Consider the following 11,901-nt stretch of genomic DNA (forward strand, 5'->3'; position numbering starts at 1 on the left):
GAATCACAACGATTCAGTTTTTTCTTAGTATATTTACGACAGCAGCCGTTTCATTATTTTCTTTATAAACTCGTGGAATTCTTCTGTCTAACATACATGTAACTTCATAGTTAATTGTACCTAACATATCCGCTACTTCTTCTACCGCAATTTCTTCTTCACCTTGTTTACCGTAGAATACTACTTCATCCCCAACTTGTACTGGCATTGCTTTTGAAACGTCTAACATAAGTTGATCCATACAAACACGGCCAATAACAGGTACTCGAACTCCATTTATTAATGCATGCCCTTTATTAGATAACTGACGATTATATCCATCAGCATAGCCAATCGGTACAGTTGCAATCCATTCTTCACCAGTCGTTACATACGTATTCCCATAACTTACACCGCGATTCTTCTTCGCATGTTTAATATGAGCTACTTTTGATTTTAACGACAACGCAGGCTGTAAAGAAACGACTGCATGATCTACCTCTTTTGAAGGATACATTCCATATATTCCAATACCTACACGGACCATATTTTGAAATGTATTGCTAAGCTCCATTGAACCTGCACTATTTGAACTATGAATATATGGAATATGAATTCCTAATTCTTTTGCTGCATTGACAGCTTTCTCAAATAAACTTGTTTGCATATTCGTATATGATTTATCAATTTCATCTGCCGTAGAGTAATGTGTAAACATTCCTACTACCTCTACATACTCCATACGGTTTAATTCTTCTAAAAATGGTTTAACCTCTTCTTCTTGTAAACCGATACGACTCATTCCTGTATCAATTTTCACCTGAATTTGCGCTTTCTTTTGAAGACGGTTTGCGATTTCATTTATACCTTGTAAATCTTCACTTCTATAAACAGTCATCATAACGTCATATTGAATTGCCTCTTCCGCAGCTGCTACTGATGTATAACCTAAAATTAAAATCGGCACGTTAATTCCTGCTTCTCTTAACTCTATCGCTTCATCTACAAATGCAACTGCAAGCTGATTTATTCCTACTTCAATAGCAGCTTTCGCAACTTCAACCGCCCCGTGGCCATACCCATTTGCTTTTACAGCAGCCATCATTGCAATATTTTCATCATTCACACGCTTTTTAAATTCTTTTACATTATGTTTTACTGCATTTAAGTCAACTTCAATAATTGTATCTCTTCCATATTTCAAACTCATTGGTCTAACTCCTAACTCAATAATTGCATTCCATTCTATTTCACGTTTCATATGACCTTTTACAATATAATACTTTTCAATATGCTAGTCAAACTACTAGAATTTTCGGAATTTTGAGTATGATATAATACTCTTAAGAAACTATTATATACGGAGAAGAGGAGAATTACAATGTTTGTACAATCTGCATTGCATCAACTACAAGTTGCTGTTGATACTTCTATTCAAATGCTTAACCAATATAATGAAGATAGTTTAAAAATACAACCAATTCACTCGAAGCGATCTTTATTTGAAATGTGTGCACATCTTTCTCTTATTTGCCATGCAGATTTACTCATTTTAAATGGTAGTACGGATAAAGAGTTACGTACTTTTTATTTAGAATATACACCGGAAACAATTGCCCATATGCAACAAATAATGATTGAAGGATACAATCTTCTCTCTAAAACATTTCTTTCCTATTCCCAAGAAGAATTAGCAGAAGTTATGACTGCCTATTGGGGTGTTTCTTATTCTCGGTTTGAATGGTTACTTGAAATTCTCTCACATTTTTATCATCATCGTGGGCAAGTTCATATTTTATTGTGCGAGCATATGAAAGATCCTCGCATTCCTTTATTTGAGTGATTTTCCACTCATTCATTATCCAATTTACATATCATCAAATACACGTTCATTATTAATAAATAGAGAAGCTATAAAACCAATAAAAAGTATCATTCCTAATAAAATAAACGTTTGAGCATAACTTCCTATTTTCATAAGATAAATAGAAATGATGGGTCCTATACTAGTACCTAAAAATAAAATAAAAGTATAAATGGAAACTGCTATTCCCCTTGCTTTTCCTCCCAATTGGCCTACAAGAGAAACTAAAGACGGAACTGATATAGCAATACCTATTACAAAACAGACACTCATTATGACAAGTAGAGGCAGGTATGAAACAAAACCCATTGCACTTAGACTAATAATAGCGACCAACAATCCCCCCTGAAGAACTTTCCTTACTTCGAACCTCTTTGTTAAACGACCCGCAATCGGTGACAGCAACATACCAAACAGCCCCGCTAAGCGAAAATAAAGGATTTGTTCTGCAGTTAAAGTGTAAATAGGAGAGCTCAAATAATTCCCTAAAACAATATACATATTAACAAAAGCCATTAATAAAACAAATGCAATCATATAGCTCATTACTAAGCTTTTATGTGTAAAAACTTTACCCATTTGTTTAATTGGTCCCAAAATATCAGTATAGGATTGAGACGTCTCTCCTTTCGGAAGAGAATAATGAACCCATACAGCAGTAATCATATAGACAATGCTAAGAAGAAAGAACACCATATGCCATCCAAAATGCTGACTAACAACCGTACTGATTACCTGCCCTACAATTCCAGCTACTAAAAAACCGGTACTAACAAATCCTATTGTTGTAACCTTTTTTTCTACTGGAAACATTTCTACAACGTAGGCTAACGCTACCGGAGAAAATGTAGCTGCTGCGATACCCTGTAATCCTCTAAGAATAACAAGCCAAAATAAACTCCCTACAAACCCTAAGGAAAAAGAAATAATCGACAGAGCAAGTAAGCCAATGAAGATCACTTTTTTTCGCCCATATTTATCAGAGATTGCCCCAAATAACAAACAACCTATAGCAAAGCCAACAGAAAATATACTGCCTGTAGCTGCAGATTGTGCTAGTGAAGCATTAAAAAAGTCTGAAAATAGAGCAATTAAAGGGATTGTTACATATAAGCTAGACATAACTACCATACCCGACCAACATAATACAACGGTCATTATTGTGTAATTCTTTTCACTATTTATTTCCTTTCCTATTTCCATCATAATATCTCTCCCTTATTATAATTTTTTTATCCACTTAAAACCTCTAAAGTACGCAAAATGGCATTTCTTTAACTGCTACTCGTTTTAAAAAATATGACTGTCTCTAAAGTTAGTTAAACATATAATAAGGTAAGCTAATTATATTTCCAAATAAATAAGTTGATCCTCATAATCAACTTATTTACCTACCTTCTCCTAATTTCACCTGCATAGTTACTTGCATTTTATTTAATAGCTTCTCTAAAACTTGACGCTCTTCTTGATTAAAGTCTTCAACTAACGAAGCGCAAGATAACCAAAAAGTTGGTAAAGATTGCGTAACTAGTTCTTTTCCTTTCGGGGTAATTTTCACTTTTAATCTTCTTCGATCTTCAGAATGATGGAGTCTTACAATTAACTCTCGTTTCTCCATCCAATCTAATAAACCAGTGACAGAAGCACGTGTTATCCCTAATCGACTCGCAATATCCGAAGGACTCATATTCACTTCTTCCCCATTTGATTCCATTTCACGCAAAATAAACAACAGTAAAAAATCTAGTTTACTTTCCGAAATACCAAGCGGAGCTAAATCTACGTCAACAGCATCAAGAACATTATCAGACGTCCATAACATTAACAAACCAAGTTTTGCTGCGATTGGATCCGTATCCGCTGATGCTGTCTTTTTTATTAACTCTGTATACGGCCCAATCCCTAAAGGTAGAGAATCATTTTTTGAACCCATTTATCTTCACTCTCCTTCCCCTTAAATTAATTAGCTTACCTAATTACTTTTCATTATACTCACATTTTTACTTTTATTGCAAGAATATTGTTAAACAAAAAATCCTGTCATGAAAACAGGATTTTTCAAACTGACTAGCTATTATCTTTAAATAATACGAAACTCCTTTAAGGCAAAGGAAATACCACCTTCACTTGCCTTCTTTGTAACGAAATCAGCTTTTGTTTTTAGTACTTCTCCGCCATTCCCCATCGCAATTCCTAATCCTACATATTGCAACATCTCAATATCGTTTCCACCATCACCAAAAGCAATTGCTTCTGATTTACAAATGTTTAAGTGATCCAATACTTTTTGAATTGCGGTGAGCTTCGATACTTTATTATCTTCCAATACATTTATGACATAACCATGAAAACGGTCGAATGTAAGCATTGGGTATTTTTCAATAAATTTTTGAGATTCTATTTCATCCGCATACAGACATAAACAATAGATCTCTTCAGACAAATCCTTGCTTTTTTCAGGGTACTCCCCTAAATTTAACGTCTCGCTAAGCGCTTGCATTACACGCTCATTATCTGAGGCTATTCCGTTCATTGTAAAACCCTCAGTAAAATAAGAAACGCCGTGACCATGTAATTCTGCAAACTCTGAGATATCATGAACGATTTCACTGGAAAGTACTGATTTATGTATAACTGATTCCTCACACTTAATATGCGCACCATTTGCAGAAATAAACGTATTTATGCCTAGTTCCTTAAATTGCGAACATAAGCTATATGGTCTCCCTGTAGTAACAACTACATGAATCCCTTTATCTATTAATCTTTGTATCGCTTCTTTTGTACTATCGTGCATACTTCTGTCAATCTCACTTAAAAGCGTACCGTCAACATCAAAAAATACTACTTTATACATAGGTTTTTACATCCCGTCCAAATGATTCGTATCATTAATGAAATGTATCGTTTTTTGTTCACCATCAATTTCAATTAAACTTATTCCCGTATCTCCCATTTTAAAATAATAATCCATTGAAATTGGCATTTTGAAAAACGCACGTAATAGACTATTTATTACACCACCATGTGCAACGATTGCAATTCGGTCATATGTATTCTCTGTCACGATTTTAGAAAAGATGCCTTCTATTCTCATTCTAAATTCAATAAATGATTCCCCGTTTTCAAATCGATCATGAAGAAACTTTGGCTCTGGATATTTTTTTGCCTCTTCAAATGATAAGCCAGCTTGTACCCCATTATTAAACTCCATTAGTTCCTCTTCTAATTGAATTGGGCATCCAATTCCTTCTGCTAATGTTTCACCTGTTTCGCGAGCACGTTTTAATGTACTTGCCCAAATGAAATCTGGCGGAAAATCTGCTTTCACTTTCTGCATAAGCCTTTGCACTTGCCTTCTTCCTTTTTCTGTTAATTCAAAGTCTGCTCGTCCTTCATGTACATGTAAAATATCTGCTTCGGATTCACCGTGACGTATTAATAATATTTGCACTTGTTTCCCACTCCCTTGTTTAATATCCACAAAATTCCATTATATCATATTTTAAATTTTCTTTAACAAAAATATATTACTTTGACAGTTTTTTAACCGTCTAGTAAACGTGTTATTCCACTTAACAATTCCAAACACTCTAAACTTATAATTCTTTGAAAAGTGACAAACAAAAAAGCCCTATCCATAATGGCAAAGGACTAATATTTTTTATCCTACTCAAAAATAAAAAGAGAAATGGCATCCCATTTCTCTTTTTCACTCTTATTGTTCTTTTGGTGTATCTGAAGAAGGCAATTTCTTCGCTTGTTTTTCTTTAAAGATTTCTCCAATTGCCCCGAGAGTACCAAGTGTTTCAATTGCATTAGACGGAATAAAGACTTTATTTGCTGGACCTTTTGCAACCTCAATCAATGATTCAAATGATTTATAAGCAAGTACGCGTTCATCTAAATCTGCTGCACGAAGTAATTCAATTCGATTTTGTTCTGCTTTTGCAATTTCCTCAATCGCTCTTGCTTCCCCTTGCGCTTCTAGTTCTTTTGCTTCCTTTATACCTTCAGCTTCTCGAATACGTGCTTCTTTATCACCTTCAGCCATTAAGATTTTACTTTGCTTTTCACCTTCAGCACGAAGAACTTTATCTTGTTTTGCAGCTTCAGCTTCTAAAATAATCGCACGTTTATTACGTTCTGCTTTCATTTGTTTTTCCATCGATGCTTGCACATCTTTTGGCGGATTAATATCAACAACTTCAACACGCTCAATGCGAACGCCCCATTTTTCTGTTGCTTCATCAAGTGCTAAGCGAATTTCTGTTGAAATTTTTTCACGACCAGATAGCGTTTCATCCAGTTCCATTTTACCGATAATTTGGCGCATCGTTGCAGAAGTAATATTACGAACACCATATTCATAGTTCGAAATACCATATGTCGCAAGTTCTGGTTCCACAATTTGATAGAAAATGATTGTATCAATTTCTACTTGTACATTATCTTTCGTAATTACCTTCTGTGGTGGTACATTCGTTTGTTGAATACGTAAGTCATGATATACACGAACACGGTCTACAATTGGTATTAATAAATTTAATCCCGGCTCCATAATACGCTGAAACTTACCAAATCTTTCAACGACTCCAACTTTTTGCTGTGGAATAATTTTAATTGTTAATGCGATAAATGTAACAACAATTAGTGCGAAAATAATCGTTAATGTTAATGCTACTGCCATATTTATTCACTCTCCTTTTTTACTTGTAATATAGTACTATGCCTCTTTATAACAATTACTTTTTCTCCAGCATCAATTGGATCATCTGCAATAGCTGTCCAAATATCTCCATCCACCTTCACAATACCATTCGCTTCTTTTGTGATCGCTTGCATAACAATGCCTTTTTTACCGACAAGCATATCTACTGTATCAGTAAAACCTTTTGCTTCTCGAAAGTTTTTTGAAATTCTTTTCGTAAAGAAAGTCAATGTTAAACTTACAATCGCACCAGCAACAACTTGTAACAGTAGTGCTTCAGGAGCAAACAAAGCAATTAGACCTCCGACAACAGCTCCAATTCCAAGCCAAAGCATATAAAACGTAATCGACAACATTTCCGCAATAAATAAAATACCAGCTATTATAAACCAAATCACCCAAGCAGCCATATGCAACCCTCACTTTCTTTCTCATTTTCTATATGTATATGAAGAAAAGAATGGTTTATCCGCCCTTTCTTATACCAGGGCATTTACTACAAGCTATTGTACATATTCACTGTTATAAAAAGTATTAATAAAATACTATATTAATATATTCTTCATTATACATGAAAATCCCTTTCAAAAAGCGACAAAAAAATGAAATTCTTTCGAAAATTTAATTTTCAATTTATAATTATTTTAACTACTAAAATATTATTTTTTAGGAAGGTGGTGTGCTTGTTGCAAAGTCGTTCATTAACTTACTATTTAGGCTCTAAAATATGCATTACTCTCGCTGACATCGTATACATCATGATTATTACAACTCATATGTATATCACAACGAAATCAGCTACATTAACCGCTCTTTTTCCATTAGTACAAGTCATAACTAATCTTATAGCAAATACATCTGCACCACTTATAATGAATCGTTTTTCATCTTATTCATTACTTTTCACACTACAATGGACAAAAACTGCTCTATTATTTTTATTAGTGATATTATTCCCATCCCTGTCCACAAATATTGTAGCACTATTCATTTTCATTTTTTTCATTTCATTATGTAGCGGTTGGAGCGCGCCATTATTATACGGTATCCTTCCTCGCCTTACACGAAAAGAACAATTAGTAAAAGTAAATAGTATTTTTTCCTTTTCCACACAAATTGCGCAAGCCGCTGCTTATTCATTTACAAGTGTCATCGTTCTTCATATCGGTGCTACTTCTACACTCATGATGAATAACATTTTGATGATTTTTGGATGTGTTGCACTACACGTTTCATTACGCTCCATATATACTGAACGAGTAATAGAGCCTTCTTCAAAAGGCGCTGCTTTATTGGAAGGTTGGAAACTCTTATTTCAGAACCCTTCTCTCCGTATCGTTACATGTATGGACTTAATTGAAACTTTCGCAGGGACAATATGGATCGGTGCTATTACAATGGCTTATGTAACGACTGTTCTTCATAAAGGAGAAGAATGGTGGGGATATATTAATACAAGTTATTATGTTGGGACGTTAATTGGCGGGATATTAGCATGGAAAATGAGTACATACATTCAAAACAATTTAATACGCTCCATGGCGATAGGCTCTCTTATGTTTAGTATTCTTACATTTTTATATGGTATGACAAGTAGCGGGTTTATTGCGCTTTTTCTATGCGTTCTAATGGGTCCATGTTATCAAATTAGAGATATTTCTCAAACGACAGTGCTACAATCAAGTGTCGCCCCTACTTTACTATCAAAAATGTATACAGCTCATGGTGCACTCCTCTCGACAGCTTCTGGTCTCTCTATGCTTAGCGTTGGAATTATTACCGATTTGTTCGGTGTTCGTACGATTTATATTCTCGCTTCTATCCTTATATTGTGCTCTGCTTGTTTATCATTTAACTTATTAAAATATGATAAAACAGAGCAAAAAGATATTTCACTTTAATTAACAAAATAAATAGGACAGGAATTCCTATCCTATTTATTTTATTCATGATAAGTTAGGGATTTTCCGATGCTTTGTCGCTTGTTCAAAAGCGTATGCTAGTTTAATCAAGGTCCCCTCAGAAAAAGCAGTGCTTGCAAGAGTAATTCCAAACGGTCTCCCGTTATCCATATATCCCGCAGGTATTGCTATAGACGGATAACCTGCTTTCGCACATATAGTGGAGCCTATATAAGAAGGGAACAGAATCGCATCAAGATTATATTTATCCAGTGCAAAATCAATGCCTTGTTCTTGAGAAAAATATATATCTTCTAATCTTGCATTTAAATATTCTGGATTTCTTAACGTATTAGGAACATCTTTTCTTCTCTCCAACTTAGTTTGTCCATATTTCAAAGCTCTTTCTGCTATATTTTCATTAAACTCCATTAACTCTGAAATAGAATGCACTGGAATAGTAGAAGGTAATTTTGAAAGATAGTTATCTAAACTATGCTTTAATTCATAGAGCGATACACCCCAGCTCCATTCTCTATGAAAAGACGGAATATTAATATCCTCTACTACTGTCGCACCCCCACTACGCAACACTTCAACCGTCTCCTTAAACAACTTTTCATCATACTCACCAGTTTCATAATAATCTTTTGGTGCATTGCTAAATACACCAATCTTCGCTCCATGTAAGCCAGTAACATCAAGATACTTTGTATAATCATGTTCTGCTATACCTTCACTTTTATGAGTAGCTACATCCTTCTCGTCTACCCCAGTTAAACTCCCTAGCAAAACAGCAGCATCTGTAACCGTTCTAGCAAATGGTCCCGCTGTATCCTGCGAATAAGTAAGCGGAATAATTCCCCTACGACTAATTAGACCAACAGTCGGTTTAATACCTACTACAGAGTTTTGAACAGCTGGACTCAATATAGAACCATCTGTTTCTGTTCCAACAGATACTACTGTAAAATTAGCGGCAACTGCTATCGCAGATCCTGTACTTGAGCCTCCAACAAACATATCATCCTCACCTGTACCATAAGGGTTTATTGTTTGCCCACCTCTTGCACTATATCCAGCCCACATGTCAAAAGACATTCCATTTGCTAATTCTGTCATATTTGTTTTTCCTATTATCACTGCTCCTGCTTCTCGCAGTTTCGTAACGAGAAATGCATCTTCAATACTTATATTTTGTTCCAGGGCAATCGTACCTGCACTGGTATGCATAGAGTCATTCGTTTCAATATTGTCCTTAAGTAAAACAGGTATACCATGTAATGGTCCCCGTCCACCTTTTGTCTTTCTTTCATAATCTAACGCTTCTGCAATAAAGATAGCGTCTGGATTGATTTCTAAAATAGAATTGATTTTTGGTCCTTCTTGATCATATTTCGCGATTCTATGAAGATAATACATAACTAATTCTTTTGAAGTTAATTGCCCAGCTTCCATCGCTACTTGTATATCATGAATATTTAATTCTTTTTGTAATCGTGCATTGAACTGAATCTCCATCTTCATTCTCCTTCTTTAAAAGCTTTTATTGATAACGTGTATCTATTACTTTTTCATTTTCTCCGCTCCTCGCATATACAATTACAATCCCTTTCAAAGAATTCAACTTACCAATATAAAAACCTTTTATTTCCTGAAAAATAAAAAAAGTCTGAAACGAATGAACTTCCGCTTCAGACCTTTTATTACTTTACATATACTTCATCTAACAAATGTAAAAACTCACCTTGTTTCCCCGCTAATTCAGGGCATTTTGCAATATCAATCCATTCGTAGCAAAATACTAAACCTTCATCTTCCTCACCGGCACTTACAGTATGTTCCCAATTATCCTTTACATCTGTTGGTAACGTTACGTGGAAAAAATGGCGTTTTTGATATTCCTTTTTCTCCTTTACATGTATGATGTAGTCGGCTAGGAATCGTTCTATGCATAAATGACGTAATCCAGACTCTTCTTGTACTTCACGTAACACTGCTGTTTCTAACGTTTCCCCTTCGTCAACTGTTCCCCCCGGTACTTGTATACCAGCTTCAGGTATATCACGATGTTTAAAAACAAGCAGTTGCATAACTCCCTCTTTTTCTCTTGTTACATACACGTGTACCTTTTTCTTATATAACACCGTCATAATCCTTCTCTCCCCTCAATTGTTCACTCTGTTACTTCTTCAAGTGTCAGTTGATTTTCATATAAATATGTAGCTTGTGGATTTCCCACATACCTCACGTGCCATGGTTCAAATCGATAGCCCGTAAGCGATTCTTTCTCTTTTGTATATCGAATGACAAAACCAAATTTATGGGCATTTTCAGAAAGCCACTGCCCTTCTTTCGTTTCACCAAAAATTGTCTCTAACTGAAACTTAGCAGATTGCGATGTAATATCCATAGCTAGTCCAGTTTGATGTTCACTCGTTCCAGGAACTGCACTCGACATTGCTGTTTTTGCTTCTCCATCTTGTTTTTTATACATCGTATTTAATGCTTTTTGTCGATCAAAAGATCTAAATCCAGAGACTGCAAAAAGGAAAATACGCTCCTTATCAGCTTGCTGAAACATTTCCTCAAGTGCCCCTGCTGCCTCTTTCCTCATTTTTTTCTTTTCTTGATCACCTTCACTTGAGTAACGTACTTTCGGAATAACTAAATCTGGCGGTCTATACCCATCTGGCAAACGCCTACTTTTATTCACAAGCACAAGCATCGAATTCGGATTACTAATGACCGCAATATCACCATCCATATTGGCAATCGTTTCTTTCGCTTTCGGAAATATGTTATTTACATTTACCTCGCGCGCCTGCTTATCCTTATACATTTTATAATTGATTCCTGCTACTCCAACAATGAGTATCATCGCTACGATACCAAGTAGTGTCCATCTTTTTTTCATATAACGACCTCTTATTTTAATAATTTGGCCATTTCATACTCATCGATGTTCTCTCCATCGATAATAAGAGCAGCTCTTTTGACACCTTCTTTCTCAAATCCAGCTTTTTTATATAGTGCCTGAGCTCTTGTATTGTGGGCCATTACCGTTAATTCTAAACGCCATACATCATGTAATCTTGCCCACTTCTCAGCCTCTTTAAACAATCTCGTCCCAATACCTCGCCCGCTATACTCTTGCAAAATACCAATTACAATACTTGCTACATGTCTCTTTCTTTGAATATGATTTCCATTCACTAAAATAAACCCTACTATACTCTCTTCTTCAACTGCTACAAATATTGTTGCATATTCATTTTCTATAAAGCGATGAATCATTTGTTCTTGTTGCTCGGCTGTAAATTTTCTTTCTCCTGGTTCGTATAACATAAATTTCGTTTCTTCGTCTAGTTGCTTACTTAATTGCAAAAATGGTGCTGCATCTTCTATTTTGATCTCCCTAATCACTTCAATCACCCTACCAGTTT

General features: G+C 35.1%; 13 protein-coding genes. 2 read left to right on the forward strand and 11 right to left on the reverse strand.

The window, feature by feature from the left end:
* Nucleotides 1–13: 13 nt before the first annotated feature.
* The gene (alr, locus tag JDS82_RS11385) at nt 14–1,189 is read right to left on the reverse strand and encodes an alanine racemase (RefSeq protein ID WP_199713391.1); all 1,176 of its coding nucleotides are present in this window, start codon (nt 1,187–1,189) and stop codon (nt 14–16) included.
* A 171-nt stretch (nt 1,190–1,360) separates the two neighbouring features.
* Here alr and JDS82_RS11390 point away from each other — a divergent pair, with 171 nt between their 5' ends.
* Nucleotides 1,361–1,822: a DinB family protein gene (locus JDS82_RS11390; RefSeq protein WP_000498023.1), complete on the forward strand. Its 462-nt coding sequence runs from the start codon at nt 1,361–1,363 to the stop codon at nt 1,820–1,822.
* A gap of 24 nt (nt 1,823–1,846) precedes the next feature.
* Here the strand turns inward: JDS82_RS11390 and JDS82_RS11395 are convergent, their stop codons facing one another.
* The 6 genes from JDS82_RS11395 to JDS82_RS11420 all read right to left on the reverse strand — a co-directional run bounded on the left by JDS82_RS11395 (nt 1,847) and on the right by JDS82_RS11420 (nt 6,964).
* Nucleotides 1,847–3,046, reverse strand: a complete 1,200-nt coding sequence (locus tag JDS82_RS11395) for an MFS transporter (RefSeq protein WP_199713392.1) — start codon at nt 3,044–3,046, stop codon at nt 1,847–1,849.
* Between the two features lie 184 nt (nt 3,047–3,230).
* Entirely contained in the window at nt 3,231–3,776 is a 546-nt protein-coding gene (locus JDS82_RS11400) for a MarR family winged helix-turn-helix transcriptional regulator (protein ID WP_199713271.1), read from the reverse strand.
* 147 nt (nt 3,777–3,923) lie between these two features.
* Nucleotides 3,924–4,700 carry a Cof-type HAD-IIB family hydrolase gene (locus JDS82_RS11405; RefSeq protein WP_199713273.1) on the reverse strand — a complete coding sequence of 259 codons (777 nt, stop codon included), beginning with the start codon at nt 4,698–4,700 and terminating at the stop codon, nt 3,924–3,926.
* Nucleotides 4,701–4,706: 6 nt separating this feature from the next.
* Nucleotides 4,707–5,297 carry a histidine phosphatase family protein gene (locus JDS82_RS11410; RefSeq protein WP_199713275.1) on the reverse strand — a complete coding sequence of 197 codons (591 nt, stop codon included), beginning with the start codon at nt 5,295–5,297 and terminating at the stop codon, nt 4,707–4,709.
* Nucleotides 5,298–5,561: 264 nt separating this feature from the next.
* Complete coding sequence (locus JDS82_RS11415; RefSeq protein ID WP_000257391.1) at nt 5,562–6,533, reverse strand: SPFH domain-containing protein; 972 nt, start codon at nt 6,531–6,533, stop codon at nt 5,562–5,564.
* A 2-nt stretch (nt 6,534–6,535) separates the two neighbouring features.
* Nucleotides 6,536–6,964: an NfeD family protein gene (locus JDS82_RS11420; RefSeq protein WP_000741980.1), complete on the reverse strand. Its 429-nt coding sequence runs from the start codon at nt 6,962–6,964 to the stop codon at nt 6,536–6,538.
* 276 nt (nt 6,965–7,240) lie between these two features.
* On the opposite strand from JDS82_RS11420, the gene JDS82_RS11425 reads away from it, so the two are divergent.
* Entirely contained in the window at nt 7,241–8,455 is a 1,215-nt protein-coding gene (locus JDS82_RS11425; protein ID WP_142950418.1) for an MFS transporter, read from the forward strand.
* A gap of 45 nt (nt 8,456–8,500) precedes the next feature.
* Here the strand turns inward: JDS82_RS11425 and JDS82_RS11430 are convergent, their stop codons facing one another.
* The 4 genes from JDS82_RS11430 to JDS82_RS11445 form a co-directional block, all read right to left on the reverse strand.
* The gene (locus tag JDS82_RS11430) at nt 8,501–9,976 is read right to left on the reverse strand and encodes an amidase family protein (RefSeq protein WP_199713277.1); all 1,476 of its coding nucleotides are present in this window, start codon (nt 9,974–9,976) and stop codon (nt 8,501–8,503) included.
* A gap of 185 nt (nt 9,977–10,161) precedes the next feature.
* The gene (locus JDS82_RS11435) at nt 10,162–10,608 is read right to left on the reverse strand and encodes an NUDIX hydrolase (protein WP_016088209.1); all 447 of its coding nucleotides are present in this window, start codon (nt 10,606–10,608) and stop codon (nt 10,162–10,164) included.
* Nucleotides 10,609–10,631: 23 nt separating this feature from the next.
* Complete coding sequence (locus JDS82_RS11440) at nt 10,632–11,372, reverse strand: M15 family metallopeptidase (RefSeq protein WP_048559704.1); 741 nt, start codon at nt 11,370–11,372, stop codon at nt 10,632–10,634.
* Between the two features lie 11 nt (nt 11,373–11,383).
* Nucleotides 11,384–11,881: a GNAT family N-acetyltransferase gene (locus tag JDS82_RS11445; RefSeq protein WP_048559703.1), complete on the reverse strand. Its 498-nt coding sequence runs from the start codon at nt 11,879–11,881 to the stop codon at nt 11,384–11,386.
* Between the last annotated feature and the right edge of the window lie 20 nt (nt 11,882–11,901).

It is taken from the genome of Bacillus cereus group sp. N14 (genome assembly GCF_016483555.1).
Lineage (GTDB): Bacteria > Bacillota > Bacilli > Bacillales > Bacillaceae_G > Bacillus_A > Bacillus_A wiedmannii.

Excerpts from the sequence above, each read along its gene's own strand:
- JDS82_RS11400 (WP_199713271.1), bottom strand. The coding sequence starts at position 3,776 with ATGGGTTCAAAAAATGATTCTCTACCTTTAGGGATTGGGCCGTATACA.
- alr (WP_199713391.1), bottom strand. The coding sequence starts at position 1,189 with ATGAGTTTGAAATATGGAAGAGATACAATTATTGAAGTTGACTTAAAT.
- JDS82_RS11420 (WP_000741980.1), bottom strand. The coding sequence starts at position 6,964 with ATGGCTGCTTGGGTGATTTGGTTTATAATAGCTGGTATTTTATTTATT.
- JDS82_RS11430 (WP_199713277.1), bottom strand. The coding sequence starts at position 9,976 with ATGGAGATTCAGTTCAATGCACGATTACAAAAAGAATTAAATATTCAT.
- JDS82_RS11395 (WP_199713392.1), bottom strand. The coding sequence starts at position 3,046 with ATGGAAATAGGAAAGGAAATAAATAGTGAAAAGAATTACACAATAATG.
- JDS82_RS11415 (WP_000257391.1), bottom strand. The coding sequence starts at position 6,533 with ATGGCAGTAGCATTAACATTAACGATTATTTTCGCACTAATTGTTGTT.
- JDS82_RS11435 (WP_016088209.1), bottom strand. The coding sequence starts at position 10,608 with ATGACGGTGTTATATAAGAAAAAGGTACACGTGTATGTAACAAGAGAA.
- JDS82_RS11405 (WP_199713273.1), bottom strand. The coding sequence starts at position 4,700 with ATGTATAAAGTAGTATTTTTTGATGTTGACGGTACGCTTTTAAGTGAG.
- JDS82_RS11440 (WP_048559704.1), bottom strand. The coding sequence starts at position 11,372 with ATGAAAAAAAGATGGACACTACTTGGTATCGTAGCGATGATACTCATT.
- JDS82_RS11390 (WP_000498023.1), top strand. The coding sequence starts at position 1,361 with ATGTTTGTACAATCTGCATTGCATCAACTACAAGTTGCTGTTGATACT.